Source organism: Streptomyces sp. DI166, from assembly GCF_900091315.1.
Taxonomy (GTDB): domain Bacteria; phylum Actinomycetota; class Actinomycetes; order Streptomycetales; family Streptomycetaceae; genus Streptomyces; species Streptomyces fuscus.
Genome location: NZ_FLSP01000005.1, coordinates 72,156 through 89,860 on the forward strand (window position 1 = coordinate 72,156; position 17,705 = coordinate 89,860).

The following is a 17,705-nucleotide window of genomic DNA, read 5'->3' on the forward strand; positions in this document are numbered from 1 at the left end:
CGCTCAGGCCACCGAACCGATCCGGCCCGCCGGGGCCGGCGCCGGTTCGTGATGGATCGGGGTGTGGGCGCCGGTCAGGGAGACGCCTGTGCCGCCGCGGCGGTTGGCGACGATTTCCGAGGCGATGGACAGGGCCGTCTCCTCGGGGGTGCGGGCGCCCAGGTCGAGGCCGATCGGGGAGCGCAGGCGGGCCAGTTCCAGGTCGGTGACGCCCACCTCGCGCAGGCGCTTGTTGCGGTCCAGGTGGGTGCGGCGGGAGCCCATCGCGCCGACGTAGGCGACCGGCAGGCGCAGGGCCAGCTTCAGCAGCGGGACGTCGAACTTGGCGTCGTGGGTGAGGACGCACAGGACGGTGCGGGCGTCGACCTCGGTGCGCTCCAGGTAGCGGTGCGGCCAGTCGACGACGATCTCGTCGGCCTCCGGGAAGCGGGACTTGGTCGCGAAGACGGGGCGCGCGTCGCACACCGTCACGTGGTAGCCGAGGAACTTGCCGATCCGTACCAGCGCCGAGGCGAAGTCGATCGCCCCGAAGACGATCATCCGGGGCGGCGGCACGGACGACTCCACCAGCACCGTGAGCGGTGCTCCGCAGCGAGAGCCCTGCTCTCCGATCTCCAGGGTGCCGGTCCGGCCGGCGTCCAGGAAGGCGCCCGCCTCGGCGGCCACCGTGCGGTCCAGTTCGGGGTGGGCGCCGAAGCCGCCCACATAGCCAGTGGGCTCGGGGCCGATCAGCATGGCCCGGCCCAGGAGTTCCGTGGGGCCCGAGACTATGCGTGCCAGTGCTGCCGGGCGGCCGGAAGCTGCGGCTTCCAGCGCCGCCGTGATCACCGGGCGGGCCGGATCGGTGGCCCGTACCGGGGTGATGAGGATGTCGATGATGCCGCCGCAGGTCAGGCCGACCGCGAAGGCGTCCTCGTCGCTGTAGCCGAACCGCTCAAGGACGGTTTCGCCGTCCGCGAGGGCCTGTTGGCACAGTTCGTACACCGCGCCCTCCACACAACCGCCGGAGACCGAGCCGATCGCCGTGCCGTCGGTGTCGACCGCGAGCGCGGCGCCGGGCTGGCGGGGCGCGCTGCCGCCGACCGCGACCACGGTCGCCACGGCGAAGTCACGGCCCTGCTCGACCCACCGGTGCAGCTCCTCGGCGATGTCCAGCATGTCTCGGTCTCCTTACGGCAGTTGAGGGAGGACGCAGCCTTCGGCGGCTAGTGCACGCCCATCCAGCTCTCGATCGGGTTGAGGGCGAAGAACACCAGGAAGATCGCGGTCAGGGCCCACATGAAGGCCCCGATCTCCCGGAACCTGCCCTGCGCGGTCTTGATGGCGACGTACGAGATGACGCCGGCCGCGACGCCCGCGGTGATGGAGTAGGTGAACGGCATGATGACGACGGTCAGGAAGACCGGGATCGCGGTGGCGCGGTCGCCCCAGTCCACGTGCCGGGCGTTCATCATCATCATGGCGCCGATGACCACCAGGGCCGCCGCGGCCACCTCGCCGGGCACGATCGCCGTCAGCGGGGTGAAGAACAGGCAGGCCGCGAAGAACAGGCCCGTCACCACCGAGGACAGTCCCGTACGGGCGCCCTCGCCGACACCGGTGGCCGACTCGACGAACACGGTCTGGCCGGAGGCACCGGCGACTCCGCCGACGGCCCCGCCCGCGCCGTCGATGAAGAGCGCCTTGGACAGGCCCGGCATCCGGCCCTTGTCGTCGGCGAGCTTGGCCTCGGTGCCGACGCCGATGATGGTGGCCATCGCGTCGAAGAACCCGGCGAGCACCAGCGTGAACACGATCATGCCGACCGTCATCGCGCCGACCTCGCCCCAGCCGCCGAACTCGACGTCGCCGAAGAGCGAGAAGTCCGGCATCGAGACCGCGCTGCCGTGCAGTTCCGGAGCGCCGCTCGCCCACTGCTTGGGGTCGATGACGTTCATCGCGTTCAGCGCGACGGCGAGCACGGTGCCGCCGACGATGCCGATCAGGATGGCGCCCGGCACTCCGCGGGCCTGGAGCATGAAGATGGCCAGCAGGGTCGCCGCGAACAGCAGCACCGGCCAGCCGGCCAGTTCGCCCGCCGGGCCGAGGGTGACCGGGGTCGCCTCGCCCTGGTGCACGAACCCGGCCTTGTAGAAGCCGATCAGGGCGACGAACAGGCCGATGCCCATGGTGATGGCGTGCTTGAGCGCCAGCGGGATGGCGTTCATGATCATCTCGCGCAGGCCGGTGACGACCAGCAGCATGATGACCACGCCGTACATCACGCACATGCCCATGGCCTGCGGCCAGGTCATCTGCGGGGCGACCTGCGAGGCGAGCACACCGGAGACGGACAGGCCGGCGGCCAGGGCGAGCGGCACCTTGCCGAAGAAGCCCATCAGCAGCGTGGAGAGGGCCGCCGCGAACGCCGTCGCGGTGATCAGTGCCTGCTGTCCGAGGGTGCCCCCGGCCACGTCCTTGCCGGACAGGATCAGGGGGTTGAGCAGGAGGATGTACGCCATCGCCATGAAGGTCGTGACGCCACCGCGGACTTCTCTCGCGACGGTGGATCCCCGGTGGGAGATGTGGAAGTACCGGTCGAGCCAGCCCCGTCCGGCCGGGACGCGGGTTCCTTCTCCCGCGTCTTCGGCGACGGTCTGCGGCTCTGTGGACTGCTGGGTCATGTGGGCCTACTCCCAAGGTTCATAGGGGCACCCGCGGTTGCTCTCGGCGGTTGGTGCGGGATTTGGGAAGGTGCCCGACCCGGGGGACGGCCCGAGACGAACGTGGAACTTGCGTCACCCTGGGCCGGGATGGCCGCTCGGTGAGGTGTTGCCCGGCGCCGGGCGTGGCCGTGGAGTGTGCTGTTGCCCGGCGCCGGGGTGCCGTTGCGCCCACCCGTGCCGCCCTGCGGCTCGGGTGCCCGCAACCGCGCGGACGTTACGCGGTGCCCGTGAGGTGTTCCGGGCGTACCGGGGTCCGGTTGAGCTCCAGGCCCGTCGCGTTGCGGATTGCCGCGAGGACGGCCGGGGTCGAGGAGAGGGTGGGGGCCTCGCCGATGCCGCGCAGCCCGTACGGGGCGTGGTCGTCGGCGAGTTCGAGCACGTCGACGGGGATGATCGGCGTGTCGAGGATCGTGGGGAGCAGATAGTCCGTGAAGGACGGGTTGCGGACCTTCGCGGTCTTGGGGTCGACGACGATCTCCTCCATCACCGCGACGCCCATGCCCTGGAGCGTGCCGCCCTGGATCTGGCCGAGGACGGAGAGCGGGTTGAGGGCCTTGCCGACGTCCTGGGCGCAGGCCAGCTCGATGACCTTGACCAGGCCCAGCTCGGTGTCCACCTCCACGACCGCGCGGTGCGCGGCGAAGGAGTACTGGACATGGCCGTTGCCCTGGCCGGTGCGCAGGTCGAAGGGCTCGGTCGGCCGGTGCCGCCACTCCTCCTCGACCTCCACGGCCTCGCCCTCCAGGACGTCCGCGAGGTCGGCGAGGACCTCGCCGCCGTCGGTGACGACCTTGCCGCCCTCCAGCAGGAGTTCGGCGGTGGCCCAGGCGGGGTGGTAGGAGCCGAACTTGCGGCGCCCGATCTCCAGGACCTTCTCGCGGACGAGTTCGCAGGCGTTCTTCACGGCGCCGCCGGTGACGTACGTCTGACGGGAGGCGGAGGTGGAGCCGGCGCTGCCGACCTGGGTGTCGGCCGGGTGGATGGTCACCTGGGTGACGCCCAGTTCGGTGCGGGCGATCTGCGCGTGGACGGTGACGCCGCCCTGGCCGACCTCCGCCATCGCGGTGTGCACGGTGGCGACGGGCTCGCCGCCGATGACCTCCATGCGCACCTTGGCGGTGGAGTAGTCGTCGAAGCCCTCGGAGAAGCCGACGTTCTTGATGCCGACGGCGTAGCCGATGCCGCGGACGACGCCCTCGCCGTGGGTGGTGTTGGACAGACCGCCCGGCAGCTGCCGTACGTCGGCGCCCTCGCTGGACTCCCACTGGCGCTCCGGCGGCAGCGGCATCGCCTTGACGCGGCGCAGCAGTTCGGCGACCGGCGCCGGGGAGTCGACGGGCTGCCCGGTCGGCATGATGGTGCCCTGTTCCATGGCGTTGAGCTGCCGGAACTCCACCGGGTCCATGCCCAGCTTCTTGGCCAGCTTGTCCATCTGCGCCTCGTAGGCGAAGCACGCCTGGACCGCGCCGAAGCCGCGCATGGCGCCGCAGGGCGGGTTGTTGGTGTAGAGGGCGACGGCCTCGATGTCGACGTCGTCGATGACGTACGGGCCGACGGAGAGCGAGGAGGCGTTGCCGACGACGGCCGGGGAGGCGGAGGCGTAGGCGCCGCCGTCCAGGACGATCCGGCACTTCATGTGCGTGATCTTCCCGTCCTTGGTGGCGCCGTGCTCGTAGTACAGCTTCGCCGGGTGGCGGTGGACGTGGCCGAAGAAGGACTCGAACCGGTTGTAGACGATCTTGACGGGCTTGCCGGTGCGCATCGCCAGCAGGCAGGCGTGGATCTGCATCGACAGGTCCTCGCGGCCGCCGAAGGCGCCGCCGACGCCCGCCAGGGTCATGCGCACCTTCTCCTCGGGCAGGCCGAGGACGGGCGCGATCTGGCGCAGGTCGGAGTGGAGCCACTGGGTGGCGATGTAGAGGTGGACGCCGCCGTCCTCCTCGGGCACCGCGAGTCCGGACTCGGGGCCGAGGAAGGCCTGGTCCTGCATGCCGAAGGTGTACTCGCCCTGGACGATGACGTCGGCCCGCTTGCGCGCCTCCTCCACGTTGCCGCGGATGATCGGCTGGCGGTGGACGATGTTGGGGTGCGGGACGTGGCCGATGTGGTGGTCGTCGCGGTTCTCGTGGACCAGGATCGCGTCGGGGGCGGTCGCGGACTTCTCGTCGGTGATGACGGGCAGTTCGCGGTAGTCGACCTTGATCTTGGCGGCGGCGCGGCGCGCGGTCTCCGGGTGGTCGGCGGCGACGATGGCGACCGGTTCGCCGTGGTGGCGTACCTTGCCGTGCGCGAGGACCGGGGTGTCCTGGATCTCCAGGCCGTAGTTCTTCACGTCGGTCGGCAGGTCGTCGTAGGTCATGACGGCGTAGACGCCGGGCATGGCCAGGGCCTCGCTGGTGTCGATGGACACGATCTCGGCGTGGGCGACCGTGGAGCGCAGGATCTGGCCCCAGAGCATGTCCTCGTGCCACATGTCGGAGGAGTACGCGAACTCTCCGGTGACCTTGAGGGTGCCGTCGGGGCGGAGCGTGGACTCGCCGATACCGCCCTTGGTGCGGTAGCCCTGGGTGAGCTTGGTGGGAGCGCCGTTGGTGGGCATCGGGGTCAGACCGCCTCTCCCTGCCGGGCGGCCGCGAGGCGGACCGCGTCCATGATCTTCTCGTAGCCGGTGCAGCGGCACAGGTTGCCCGAGAGGGCCTCGCGGATGTCCGCGTCGCTGGGGTTGGGGTTGCGCTCCAGCATCTCGTCGGCGGCGACCAGCAGTCCGGGGGTGCAGAAGCCGCACTGGACGGCGCCGGCGTCGATGAACGCCTGCTGGATCGGGGAGAGTTCGGTGCCCTCGCCGGTCTGCGAGTCCTGGCCCCTGGCCTGCCAGCGCTGGGCCTCGTCGACCGAGGTGCCGCAGGCGCCGGAGGCGCAGCCGCCGTGCTCGGCGCGCTGCTTGGCGTAGTCGGCGAGGCCTTCGACGGTGACGACCTCGCGGCCCTCGACCTGTCCGGCGGCGACCAGACAGGCGCACACCGGCACACCGTCCAGGCGGACCGTGCAGGAGCCGCACTCGCCCTGCTCGCAGGCGTTCTTCGAGCCGGGCAGACCGAGCCGCTCGCGCAGCACGTACAGCAGGGACTCGCCCTCCCACACGTCGTCGGCTTCCTGCGGACGTCCGTTGACAGTGAAGTTGACGCGCATCAGGCGACTCCCTCCGTGCGGGCGGCGGTGCCGCGGTACGACTCCCAGGTCCAGGTCAGCGTGCGGCGGGCCATGACGCCGACCGCGTGGCGCCGGTAGCTAGCGGTGCCCCGGACGTCGTCGATCGGGTTGCAGGCACCGGAGCACAGCTCGGCGAACTGCTTGGCGACCGAGGGGGTGATGATCTTGCCGTTGTCCCAGAAGCCGCCCTCCTCCAGCGCGGCGTTCAGGAATTCCTCGGCGGCCTTGGCCCGAATGGGGGTCGGCGCGGCCGAGCCGATGCCGGTGCGCACGGTCCGCGTCCCGGGGTGCAGGGCGAGGCCGAAGGCGCACACCGCGATGACCATGGCGTTGCGGGTGCCGACCTTCGAGTACTGCTGAGGGCCGTCGGCCTTGTTGATGTGGACGGCGCGGATCAGCTCGTCGGGCGCGAGCGCGTTGCGCTTCACGCCGGTGTAGAACTCGTCGATCGGGATACGGCGGCTGCCGCGCACCGACTCGACCTCGACCTCGGCGCCGGCCGCCAGCAGGGCGGGGTGGGCGTCGCCGGCCGGGGAGGCGGTGCCGAGGTTGCCGCCGACGCCGCCGCGGTTGCGGATCTGCGGGGAGGCGACCGTGTGCGAGGCGAGGGCGAGCCCCGGCAGTTCGGTGCGCAGGTGCTCCATGATCTGCGTGTACGGAACGGAGGCGCCGAGCCGCACACTCTCCTCGCCGACCTCCCATTCGTAGAGGTCTCCGACACGGTTCAGGTCGAGGAGGTACTCGGGCCGGCGGTGGTCGAAGTTGATCTCGACCATCACATCGGTGCCACCCGCAATCGGCACAGCGGTGGGGTGCTCGGCCTTCGCGGCGAGCGCCTCCTCCCAGCTGGCGGGGCGAAGGAAGTCCATGACCGGCTCTCTTCTTCGTCTCGTGGGTCGTACAGATTGAGCCAATCCGTGTGCGGCGGGCGCGGCTCGTTCATGTGCTGTTTACGCGGAGTGAGGTCAGTACACAGCGCTGTGCTCCGCGGGGGTCAGTCACGGAAACCATGAAGGAGTTGGCTGGCCAGGTCGGTCATCTTGTAGATTCGTATGAACGGAGGGCCTCAGTAACCTCCTGGTTTTGCTGTGGAAACGTGCGACGCACACCACGTGACCTGGGACACAGCCGAAACGCGCCCCTCGGGGCGGCGAGCCCTGCTCACCGGCCCGCCGGACGGGCCGGGGCGTCACCCATACCTGGATCCATCGTAGATTTCGAGACAAGGAACGGCGGCGACGAGAATGCGGCTGCGCGCACTGCTGGACACCGACGCGCTGGGCCTGAAGCTGCTCGGCGGCGAGGAGGAGCTGGACCGCACCGTCCGGGGCGTGATGACCACGGACCTGCGCGACCCCAGCCGCTATCTGGCGGGCGGCGAGCTGGTGCTGACGGGCCTGGCCTGGCGCCGGGACGCCGCGGACTCCGAGCCGTTCGTACGGATCCTGGCGCAGGCCGGGGTGGCCGCCCTCGCCGCCGGTGAGGCCGAGCTGGGGCCGGTTCCCGAGGATCTGGTGGCGGCCTGCGCCAAGCACCGGCTGCCGCTGTTCGCGGTGCACGAGTCGGTCGCCTTCGCCACCATCACCGAGCATGTCGTCCGGCAGGTCTCCGGCGAGCGCGCCGGGGACCTCGCGGCGGTCGTGGACCGGCACCGCCGGATGATGACCTCGGGCCCGGCGGGCGGCGGCCCGGACGTGGTGCTGGACCTGCTGGGCTCGGACCTGGACCTGCGGGCCTGGGTGCTCTCCCCCACCGGCCGGCTGATCGCGGGGCCGAAGGTGGGCGGCCCGGCACTCGGGGCCGACCTGTGCGCCAAGCTCGCCGCCGAGCACCTGGCGGCGGCCCGCACCGGACGGCGCGGCCCGCACCGGGTGACGCTCGGCGCGACGCCGTACTCCCTGTTCCCGATCCGCAGCACCGGGCGCGCCCCGCAGGCCTCGCGGGACGTGCGCGAGACGGTGCTGTCGGACTGGCTGCTGGCCGTGGAGGCGGACGCCGGGGACTGGCCCGAGGAGCGGCTGGACCTGCTCCAGGGCGTCACCCAGCTGATCGCGGTGGAGCGGGACCGCCGGGACGCCGCCCGCACGGTGCGGCGCAGACTCGCCCAGGAGGTGCTGGAGCTGGTCCAGACGGGCGCGGCGCCCGCCGAGATCGCCGCACGGCTCAGGGTCGCCGCGCCGGTGCTGCTGCCGGGTCTCGGCGCTGCCCCGCACTGGCAGGTCGTGGTGGCCAGGGTCGAGTGGGAGGGCGGCGAGGTGGAGGGCGGTCCGGTCGCCCAGTCGCTGCTGGAGGAGATCCTCGTCGACCCGCTGACCACCGGCCCGGAGCCCTCGGACCGGATCGCCGTCGCGCACACCGGGGACGAGGCGATCGCGCTGGTGCCCCTGCCGGCGGTGTCCGCCGAGCACGACGGCTCGGAGGAGGGAATCCTCGCCGACCTGCTGCTGGAGTCCGTACGGGACCCCCTGTCGGCCGGGCTCGACGACGACGGCCGGGTCACGCTCGGCGTCAGCGCCGCCGTCCACTCCGCGGAGGGGCTGCGCGGGGCGCTGGAGGAGGCGCGGCACGCCCGCCGGGTCGCCGCCGCCCGCCCCGGACGGGTCTGCGCGGCCGGGCACCAGGAGCTGGCCTCGCACGTGCTGCTGCTGCCGTTCGTCCCCGACGACGTGCGGCGCGCCTTCACCGCGCGGCTGCTGGACCCGCTGCGCGACTACGACCGGCGCCACCGGGCGGAGTTGATCCCGACGCTGGAGGCGTTCCTGGACTGCGACGGCTCCTGGACGCGCTGCGCGACCCGGCTGCACCTGCACGTCAACACACTGCGCTACCGGGTCGGGCGAATCGAGCAGTTGACAAGCCGGGACCTGTCCCGACTTGAGGACAAGCTGGATTTCTTCCTGGCGCTGCGCATGAGTTGAGGTCGTGGCGGTCGCCCCGGACCGTCGCGGCGGCGGTCCCGGACCGGGGCCAAGATCCCACGACTTTGTGAAATCTTTCACCTACCCTCTTGGCCCGCACGGTCCGCAGATGCTGAAATGCGGCCACCACCAAAGCTCAATGGCGTGCTCGGGGAGGGCAACGTGGCGCATACCGCCATGTCTGGTAACGGAACGACCGCCGGTGACGATCCACTCCAGACCGCGGTATGGCGGCTGCGCTCGCGCGGATGCTGGGACGACGCGGCCGCCCTGCTGCGGCCCGACACCCCGGCGGCGGCCCTGCAACGGGCCGCTCTGCTGGTGGAACGGTGCCTGTACACCGAGCAGGGCTGGCAGGACGCGGAGGACGCGCTGCGTACCGCGGAGGCCACCGCGCACACCGACGAGGAGCGCGGGGCGGCCGCTTGTGAACGGGGGCAACTTGCCTACGCCTCCACGCTGCACACGGTCCGCGACCGGGCCGACGAGGCGCGGGCGGCGCTGGGCCGGGCGGCGGCGCTGATCCCTCCGGGGGCGCCGGGACGGGCGCTGCTGGACTACCGGCGGGGCCTGCTGGCGGAGAACGTCGCACGCTCGCCCCAGGCGGCACGCGCGGCCTACCGCCGCGCACACGCGGCGGCGACGGCGCACGCCGACCCGCTGCTGCTCTCCTTCACCTGGCGGCACCTGGCCGGACTGGCGCTGCGGGAGGGCGAGTTGGCGGAGGCCCGGCACGGCTTCGCCGAATCCCTGCGGATCCGCGAGGAGTTGGGCTACCTGGTGGGCACGGCTCCGGCGCTGGCCTCGCTGGCCGACACCGAGCCGGAACCGGAGGCGTCCCGGCTGCGCGAGGAGGCCCGCCGGCTGTTCCGCCTGCTGGGCGGCGTACCGACGTGGCTGGCCCGCCATCTGTCGACGCCGGGGACACCGACGCCGGGGGCGGCCACGGCCTGAGCGGGGCGGGGGCTTCCCCGGTGCCGCCCGGCACCGGTCAGGACGCCCCCGCGAAGTGCTCCCCCACCAGCACCCGCACCGCGTCCAGGTCGCGGGCGGCCAGGGCGTCCAGCAGGGTCGTGTGCTGGGACGCGTCGGCGAGGAGTTCAGCCCGGACCAGGGCCGGGGGTGTGCCGTAGAGCGGCCACTGGGAGCGGCGGTGCAAGTCCTCGGCCACGTGGACCAGTTGTTCGTTGCCGGAGAGGGAGAGGATCGCGGCGTGGAAGACGCGGTCGGTCTCGGCGTAGGTCGCGCGGCAGCCGACCGCCGCCGCGCGTACCGTCGCCTCCGCCAGGGGGCGCAGGTCCGCCCAGCGCTCCGGGGCCACCGTGCGGGCCAGGCGCAGGATGACCGGGGTCTCGATCAGGGACCGCACCTCGGCCAGTTCGGCCAGCTCGCGGGCGCCGCGCTTCACGACCCGGAAGCCGCGGTTGGGCACGACCTCCACCGCGCCCTCCAGGGCCAGTTGCTGCATCGCCTCCCGGACCGGGGTGGCGGAGACGCCGAAGCGGTCGCCGAGGGCGGGGGCCGAGTAGACCTGACCCGGGGTCAGCTCGCCGGTCACCAGGGCCGTGCGCAGGGCGTCGAGGATCTGGCCGCGCACCGAGGAGCGCTGCACGGCGGCCCGGGGCCGCGGGATGGGGGTCTCGCTGTGGGTGTGCTCGCCGCGTACCCGGTCCGGGGCGTCGGCGGCGTGCCGGTCCGGGACCCGGGCGGCATCCCTCGACCGGGGCACTCCGGGGTTCTCGGCGGCCCGCGCCGCGGCGGAGCCCTGCGCAGCCTGATTCACGGGCTCCTCCTCCGGACGTTTCGGTACTTGGGGTCATTACGGCGGGTTGTTACTCGTCCGTCAAGCACCATAAGCGCACGGGGCGTCAGTTCAAATCCCGGCGATCTTGGGTAAGGTAAGGCTTACCTCAAACGACCTCGACTCGGGAGTCCCGGATGCCTGTGCCCCGTTCGGCCACATCGGACGCGTACTCACGGCTCACCGAGGTCCTCCCGTCACTCGGAGTCACCGAGCTGGGCCCCGCGGACCCCATGCCCACCGGCTCCGGCTGGATCCACACCGCCGACCTCGCCGCCGGAGTCGCCCTCGACTCCTTCCTGGCCTGGGACGACGCCCAGATACTGCGTGACTACGAGCAGCACGCCCGCCCGGACGTCACCGCCACCTTCGGCCTGCACCGGTACGCCTGGCCCGTCTGCCTGCTGATCACCCTCCCCTGGTTCCTGCACCGCCGCGTCCCGCGTCTGCCCGTGACGCATGTCTCCTACAACCGCACGGCCCCCGACTACGCCATGGGTCACCTCGCGGTCCGCCCCACCGCCGGTTTCGTCTGTCTGCCGGACGACCCCGCCGCCGCCCTGCCGGGCGCCCGGGTGGTCCCCGACGAGGAGGCCCTGCGCGCCGAGGTCCGCGCGGCCGTGGCCGAACACCTCGAACCCGTGCTCGACGGATTCGGCCCGCGCATGCGCCGCCGCGGCCGCGCCCTGTGGGGCATGGCGACCGACGAGATCGTCGAGAGCCTGTGGTACGTCGCCGGCCTGTTCGGCGAGCACGAGCGCGAGCGCGCCACCCGCGAACTGGAACTCCTGCTGCCCGGCTCGACCAAGCCGTACGCCGGCTCCGCCGCCTTCCGCGTGCTGACCGGCCCGAACGGCGAGTCGCTGCCCACCCGGGACCGGGTGAGCTGCTGCATGTTCTACACCCTGCGCCCCGAGGACACCTGCGCCGGCTGCCCCCGCACCTGTGCCTCCGACCGCGTCAGCAAGCTTCTGGCGACGGCGAGTTGAGCCCCCGCGCGCGGTCATGAGCACCCCGCGCGCCCCGTAAGATCGAGACCCCTGGACCGCGCGCCCGGTTACGGGGGTTTCACAATTTTCTCACTCGTTGCGGGAACTTTCCGTGGAACCACCCGTACGGGTAGTCTTATTCGAACTCAACTCCCGCCCCTCAAGCGGCAGTTCGAGCAGAAAGCCGTCCTGGGTATCCCCCTCGCACTTCCTTGGCGGCCTCTTGCCCCGAAACCCCCTGAGGGCCGCTGGGATTGGGCCACTATGGCGGGCGTTACGCCCTATCCCAATGCAAGGGACCCCTAGATGAGACTGACCGACATATCGCTGAACTGGCTGCTTCCGGGCGCCGTACTGCTCCTGGGCACGCTGGCGGCGGTGGCGGTGCTCGCGCGCGGAAAGCGCTCCTCGGGGAAGGACACGAGTGCCGACGACTCGTGGGAGCGCAGCGAGGAGCGACGCAGGCGCAAGGAGGCCATATACGGCACCGTCTCCTACGTGCTCCTGTTCTGCTGCGCCGCGGTGGCCGCGGCACTCTCCTTCCACGGCCTGGTCGGCTTCGGCGAGCAGAACCTCGGCCTCACCAACGGCTGGCAGTACCTGGTCCCGTTCGGCCTGGACGGTGCCGCGATGTTCTGCTCCGTGCTCGCGGTGCGCGAGGCGAGCCACGGCGACGCGGCGCTCGGCTCCCGGATACTCGTGTGGACCTTCGCGTTCGCCGCGGCCTGGTTCAACTGGGTGCACGCGCCGCGCGGTGTCGGGCACGACGGCGCCCCGCACTTCTTCGCCGGCATGTCCCTGTCGGCGGCGGTGCTCTTCGACCGCGCGCTGAAGCAGACCCGCCGGGCCGCCCTGCGCGAGCAGGGCCTGGTGCCCAGGCCGCTGCCGCAGATCCGTATCGTCCGCTGGCTGCGGGCCCCGCGCGAGACCTACAAGGCATGGTCCCTGATGCTCCTGGAGGGCGTGCGCAGCCTCGACGAGGCCGTCGAGGAGGTCCGCGAGGACAAGGTCAAGAAGGAGGAGCAGCGCAGGCTGCGCCGGGAGGCGGAGCGCGTGGAGCGCGCCCAGCTGCGGGCCATCAGCCGCGGCCACCGCGGCTTCGTGGGCCGCGGCGGCGGACGGGAGGTCGAGGTGGAGGTAGCGGTCGAGCGCGGCTCGGACCGGGCCGCCGCGGAGCCTGCCATATCGGCGCCGGAACAGCTGCCCGTCCGTACCCGTCCCTCGCTTCAGCCCGTGCGCAAAGGGTCTGAGTCCGTGACCGTCGACCTCACCGCGGAGGACGACACAATGGCCCTGCCGCGCCTTGACTCCCTGGAGCGCAAGCTCAAGGACCTGGAGCAGCAGTTCGGCTGAAAACCGCTCCTCCGGAACCGGTTGCGGGAGGGGCCGGGGCACGTGCCCCGGCCCCCTCCCGTCGTTACGCGGCCTCCGCGTCCAGCTCGAACCACACGGACTTGCCCACCCCGTGCGGCCGTACCCCCCAGGCGTCCGCCAGCGACTCCACCAGCACCAGACCCCTGCCGTGCGTACCGTCATCGGCGTCCGGTACGCGCAGCCTCGGCCGGCGTGCCACGAAGTCCCGCACCTCCACCCGCAGCGCGCTCGGGCTCACGGTCGCGGTCAGCACCGCTTCCCGGTCGGTGTGGACGAGCGCGTTGGTGACGAGTTCGCTGGTCAGCAGCTCCGCTATCGCCGAGCGTCCGGGCCTGCCCCAGTCGTGCAGCAGCTCCCTGAGCTCCTTGCGGGCCTCGGGCACCGCACTGAGGTCGGCGCGCCCGAGTCTGCGCCTGAGCCCGCAGGTCGCCGCCGGTCGCCCGGCTCCGTCCGCCCGTTCCTCCGTGTCCGCCGAGAAGGCCCCGATCGCGCTGGGACCGCCCCCTCGTGCCTGCCTCTTCATGACCCCCGCCCGCGTGCCGATGTCCGTTCCCCTCCTCGAACACGTTCACGGGATCCATGCCCGTTCGGGCACGCGGCAGTCATGTCGAATCATCAACTACCGGGCGTTCGGCCACGAGATCAGGCCGCGTCCCTCCCGCCCCCGTGGCGGAAGGGACGCGGCCGACGCCCCCCGGCGGTGCTGGTCAGTAGAGCTTGTTGACCGCCCTCTTGGTGGTCTTCTTGAACGCGGCGAGCGGGGCGTCGGACAGGTCGCCCATCTGCGACCAGTGCACGACGGTCACCGTGCGGCCGTCCCGGCCGACGGAGAGCAGCTCGACGTCGTTGGCGCCCCAGGAGGTCTCGATGTGCATGCCGTGCACACGGGCGCCCTCCTCCACGGACAGCGAGCCGTACGACTTGTACGTCGCCTCCAGGTCCGGCTGGGCGTCGGCGCGCTTGGCGCACTTCTTGTACGCCTTGTTGAGGCTGTCCGCCAGCGCCTTCGCCTTGGCCTTGGTGCCGACCACGACCGTCAGCTGGCGGGCGGTGGTGTCCAGGTCGGTGCGGAAGGCGCGGTAGCTCATGTCGTAGGCGAGCAGCGGCTCCTCCAGGCAGTACCGCAGCTCGTCCGGCATACCGGGCTTGACCTTGTCGGCGGTCCAGCCGGAGGGGTGCGGCGGGAGTTCGGAGGCGGCCAGGAAGCGGGGCGCGCTGCCCACCCGCGGTGAGGCTCCGGCCGGTACGGTGAGGGCCGCGCCGGCGGCGACGGCGGCGACGGTGACTGCGGCTACGGCGCCTGCTCGGGTGCGCTTGTGCATGGGTGTCCCCCGTGAGTGATGTGTGGGTGCGAGATGTCGTCACCGCGCCGCGGGCTGGTCGGTCCGGCGGCCGTCGGTGCGACACCAAGAGCATCGGTGGCCCTCGCAACCGGACGCAAGCGGGGATGGCACTTCTCCGGCGGTGGAACCATCCCATGCCGTCTGACGTGCAGGTATATGAGGTGCCTGGGATGCCGTCCCGGGCCGGACGACACGGGGGAATGGTGTCGGGACAGGACGAGGTCGCCGAGTTCGCCGGTCTGCTGCGGCAGTTCAAGGAGCGGACCGACCGCAGTTACGGCTCGCTGGCGCGCCGGCTCGGGATGAACACCTCCACGCTGCACCGCTACTGCGCCGGGGACGCGGTCCCCCAGGACTTCGCCCCGGTGGAACGCTTCGCCGCGCTGTGCGGGGCGTCGGCGGAGGAGCGGATGGAACTCCACCGACTGTGGCTGCTGGCGGTCGCGGCCAGACAGCGGCCAAAGGGGGCGGCGGAATCCAAGGAAGAGGCGGAGGAGCCTGCGGCCCCCGAGGAAGCCGCCGCGACGGAGACGGAGACGGAGACGGAGACACCTCCGGAAGTCGAGGACGCCACCCCGCCCCCAACCGCACAGGCCCCCGCCTCCCGGCCCCCGCCCCTGGTACCGCCGCCGCAGGGCCACCGTCGTCGCCGCCGTGGTCGCCGTCCTGCTCGCCACCCTGGGCACGCTCGCCGCCCTGGACACCGACCGGGGCGGGCGCGGGGCCGACGGACGGCGTACCGGGGCCGGACCGGGCACCTCGGCGCCCGCCGACCCGCGGGGCACCTCCCCCGCCCCCACGACCACCTCGCCGTCGCCCTCCACGTCCAAGTCCCATTCCAAGTCCGAGGACGGCTCGACGAAACCGTCGTCCCCGCAGGACGGGCCGACCACGGGCGCGCAGTCCACGCAGAAGGGCAAGCCCGTCGGCGGGCTCCCGCTGACCTGGAGCGCCGATTCCCACGTCTGGGCGGAGGGCTGCGGGCACGACTACGTCATCAACCGTCCCCCGGCGCAGGTGGCGCCGCCCCCGCCGGCGCAGGACGCCCGTACCTGGGCCGGTGCGCAGGGCGCGGTGCACGGGCGGGAGACCATCGTGCGGGTCACGGTGCAGGGCCGGACGTCCACGGCCGTGGTGCTGGAGGCGCTGCGGGTCCGGGTGGTCGGCCGCACGGCCCCGCTCAAGGGCAACGCGTACGCCATGAACCAGGGCTGCGGTGGCGCGCTGACCCCGCGCTTCTTCGCGGTCGACCTGGACAAGGACCGGCCGATCGCCCGCCCGATGGCCGGCAGCGACGCGGGCACGCCCATCCCGGCGATGCGCCTGCCCTACCGAGTCTCCGCCGAGGACCCGGAGGTCCTGCTGGTCACCGCCCGCACCGCGGGCTGCGCCTGCGACTGGTACCTGGAGCTGGACTGGTCCTCCCAGGGCCGCACCGGCACGATCCGCATCGACGACGACGGCCGCCCGTTCCGCACGACCGCCATCAAGGGCCTGCCCCGGTACATGTACGACACCGAGGCCCGCGAGTGGGGGCCGTACGCCTGACCGTCAGGGCCTCGGGACGTTGCGGAGGTTGGAGCGGGCCATCTGGAGCATGCGGCCGACTCCGCCGTCCAGGACGATCTTCGAGGCGGACAGGGCGAAGCCGGTGACCATCTCGGCACTGATCTTCGGCGGGATGGACAGGGCGTTGGGGTCGGTGACGATGTCGACGAGCGCCGGGCCCTTGTGCTTGAAGGCGGCCTTCAGGGCGCCCGCGAGCTGCTTGGGCTTCTCCACGCGGATGCCGTGGGCGCCGCAGGCGCGGGCCACGGCCGCGAAGTCGGGGTTCTTGTTGGCGGTGCCGTAGGAGGGCAGTCCGGCGACCAGCATCTCCAGCTCGACCATGCCGAGCGAGGAGTTGTTGAAGAGGATCACCTTCACCGGCAGGTCGTACTGGACCAGGGTGAGGAAGTCGCCCATCAGCATGGCGAATCCGCCGTCACCGGACATCGACACGACCTGGCGGCCGCGGTCGGTGAACTGGGCGCCGATCGCCATGGGCAGCGCGTTCGCCATGGATCCGTGGGAGAAGGAACCGATCACCCGGCGGCGGCCGTTGGGGGTGATGTACCGGGCGGCCCAGACGTTGCACATGCCGGTGTCGACGGTGAAGACGGCGTCGTCGTCGGCGAGTTCGTCCAGTACGGAGGCGACGTACTCGGGGTGGATCGGGACGTGCTTCTCGACCTTCCTGGTGTACGCCTTGACCACGCCCTCCAGCGCGTCCGCGTGTTTCTTCAGCATCTTGTCCAGGAAGCGCCTGCTGCTCTTCGTCCGCACGCGCGGGATGACACAGCGCAGGGTCTCGCGGACGTCGCCCCAGACCGCGAGGTCCAGCTTGGAGCGGCGGCCGAGGTGTTCGGGCCGGACGTCGACCTGGGCGATCCTGACGTCGTCGGGCAGGAAGGCGTTGTACGGGAAGTCCGTGCCGAGCAGGATCAGCAGATCGCACTCGTGGGTGGCCTCGTAGGCGGCGCCGTACCCGAGCAGCCCGCTCATCCCCACATCGAACGGATTGTCGAACTGAATCCATTCCTTGCCCCGCAGGGCATGGCCGACCGGCGACTTGATCTTCTCCGCCAGCTGCATGACCTCGGCGTGCGCGCCCTTGGTGCCGCTGCCGCAGAAGAGGGTGACCTTCTCGGCGGCGTCGATCATCTCCACCAGCCGGTCGATCTCGGCGTCGCCGGGGCGGACCGTGGGCCGGGTGGTGACCAGGGCGGTCTCGACGGGCTTGGCGGGGGCGGGCTGGTCGGCGATGTCCCCGGGCAGGGAGACGACACTGACGCCGGAGCGGCCGATCGCGTGCTGGATGGCGGTCTGCAGCAGGCGCGGCATCTGCTGCGGATGGGAGATCATCTCGCAGTAGTGACTGCACTCCTGGAACAGCCGGTCCGGGTGGGTCTCCTGGAAGTAGCCCAGGCCGATCTCGCTGGACGGGATGTGCGAGGCGAGGGCGAGGACGGGCGCCATGGACCGGTGGGCGTCGTAGAGGCCGTTGATGAGGTGCAGGTTGCCGGGGCCGCAGGAGCCCGCGCAGGCCGTCAGCTTCCCGGTGATCTGCGCCTCCGCGCCGGCCGCGAAGGCGGCGGTCTCCTCGTGCCGGACGTGCACCCATTCGATGCCACGGTGGCGGCGCACGGCGTCCACGACGGGGTTGAGGCTGTCGCCGACGACCCCGTACAGGCGTTCCACCCCGGCGCGGGCGAGGATGTCGACGAACTGTTCCGCGACGTTCTGCTTGGCCATGACTGCCGGGTGCCCCTTCGGTCGCCTTCGATCCCTCTGGGTTCCATTGGAGGCACAGCGGCGCGGTGTTC

General features: G+C 71.8%; 13 protein-coding genes and 1 pseudogene. 5 read left to right on the top strand and 9 right to left on the bottom strand.

From position 1 onward, the window contains the following. Nucleotides 1–3 precede the first annotated feature (3 nt). From GA0115233_RS04115 to GA0115233_RS04135, 5 genes are all read right to left on the bottom strand, one after another. Nucleotides 4–1,158, bottom strand: coding sequence for an XdhC family protein (locus tag GA0115233_RS04115; protein WP_093718682.1), 1,155 nt, complete (start codon nucleotides 1,156–1,158; stop codon nucleotides 4–6). A gap of 47 nt (nucleotides 1,159–1,205) precedes the next feature. Continuing rightward, the gene (locus GA0115233_RS04120) at nucleotides 1,206–2,663 is read right to left on the bottom strand and encodes an NCS2 family permease (protein ID WP_093718683.1); all 1,458 of its coding nucleotides are present in this window, start codon (nucleotides 2,661–2,663) and stop codon (nucleotides 1,206–1,208) included. 256 nt (nucleotides 2,664–2,919) lie between these two features. Beyond that, nucleotides 2,920–5,304, bottom strand: a complete 2,385-nt coding sequence (locus GA0115233_RS04125; RefSeq protein WP_093718684.1) for a xanthine dehydrogenase family protein molybdopterin-binding subunit — start codon at nucleotides 5,302–5,304, stop codon at nucleotides 2,920–2,922. A 5-nt stretch (nucleotides 5,305–5,309) separates the two neighbouring features. Next, on the bottom strand, nucleotides 5,310–5,894 hold the full coding sequence (locus tag GA0115233_RS04130) for a (2Fe-2S)-binding protein (protein ID WP_093718685.1): 585 nt from the start codon (nucleotides 5,892–5,894) through the stop codon (nucleotides 5,310–5,312). Continuing rightward, the gene (locus tag GA0115233_RS04135; protein WP_093718686.1) at nucleotides 5,894–6,784 is read right to left on the bottom strand and encodes an FAD binding domain-containing protein; all 891 of its coding nucleotides are present in this window, start codon (nucleotides 6,782–6,784) and stop codon (nucleotides 5,894–5,896) included. The genes GA0115233_RS04130 and GA0115233_RS04135 overlap by 1 nt, the downstream gene beginning before the upstream one ends. A gap of 375 nt (nucleotides 6,785–7,159) precedes the next feature. Between GA0115233_RS04135 and GA0115233_RS04140 the strand changes: the two genes are divergently transcribed. Beyond that, a complete protein-coding gene (locus tag GA0115233_RS04140; protein WP_093718687.1) occupies nucleotides 7,160–8,833 on the top strand; it encodes a PucR family transcriptional regulator in 1,674 nt (557 codons plus the stop codon). Nucleotides 8,834–9,010: 177 nt separating this feature from the next. Beyond that, the gene (locus GA0115233_RS04145; RefSeq protein ID WP_093718750.1) at nucleotides 9,011–9,787 is read left to right on the top strand and encodes a hypothetical protein; all 777 of its coding nucleotides are present in this window, start codon (nucleotides 9,011–9,013) and stop codon (nucleotides 9,785–9,787) included. A 37-nt stretch (nucleotides 9,788–9,824) separates the two neighbouring features. Here GA0115233_RS04145 and GA0115233_RS04150 read toward each other — a convergent pair whose 3' ends face one another. Beyond that, the gene (locus GA0115233_RS04150; protein WP_093718688.1) at nucleotides 9,825–10,616 is read right to left on the bottom strand and encodes a GntR family transcriptional regulator; all 792 of its coding nucleotides are present in this window, start codon (nucleotides 10,614–10,616) and stop codon (nucleotides 9,825–9,827) included. A gap of 155 nt (nucleotides 10,617–10,771) precedes the next feature. On the opposite strand from GA0115233_RS04150, the gene GA0115233_RS04155 reads away from it, so the two are divergent. Further along, nucleotides 10,772–11,623 carry a (2Fe-2S)-binding protein gene (locus GA0115233_RS04155; protein ID WP_093718689.1) on the top strand — a complete coding sequence of 284 codons (852 nt, stop codon included), beginning with the start codon at nucleotides 10,772–10,774 and terminating at the stop codon, nucleotides 11,621–11,623. A gap of 306 nt (nucleotides 11,624–11,929) precedes the next feature. Continuing rightward, on the top strand, nucleotides 11,930–12,976 hold the full coding sequence (locus tag GA0115233_RS04160) for a DUF2637 domain-containing protein (protein WP_093718690.1): 1,047 nt from the start codon (nucleotides 11,930–11,932) through the stop codon (nucleotides 12,974–12,976). Between the two features lie 64 nt (nucleotides 12,977–13,040). Here the strand turns inward: GA0115233_RS04160 and GA0115233_RS04165 are convergent, their stop codons facing one another. Together GA0115233_RS04165 and GA0115233_RS04170 are read right to left on the bottom strand one after the other, a co-directional pair. Beyond that, entirely contained in the window at nucleotides 13,041–13,520 is a 480-nt protein-coding gene (locus GA0115233_RS04165) for an ATP-binding protein (RefSeq protein WP_093718691.1), read from the bottom strand. Between the two features lie 184 nt (nucleotides 13,521–13,704). Further along, nucleotides 13,705–14,319 (bottom strand): hypothetical protein, encoded by a 615-nt coding sequence (locus tag GA0115233_RS04170; protein WP_093718692.1) that lies wholly within the window; start codon nucleotides 14,317–14,319, stop codon nucleotides 13,705–13,707. Between the two features lie 221 nt (nucleotides 14,320–14,540). On the opposite strand from GA0115233_RS04170, the pseudogene GA0115233_RS04175 reads away from it, so the two are divergent. Beyond that, nucleotides 14,541–15,888: pseudogene (locus GA0115233_RS04175) on the top strand (helix-turn-helix domain-containing protein). A 3-nt stretch (nucleotides 15,889–15,891) separates the two neighbouring features. On the opposite strand, the gene GA0115233_RS04180 reads toward GA0115233_RS04175, so the two are convergent. Continuing rightward, nucleotides 15,892–17,634: a pyruvate dehydrogenase gene (locus GA0115233_RS04180; protein ID WP_093718693.1), complete on the bottom strand. Its 1,743-nt coding sequence runs from the start codon at nucleotides 17,632–17,634 to the stop codon at nucleotides 15,892–15,894. Nucleotides 17,635–17,705 lie beyond the last annotated feature (71 nt).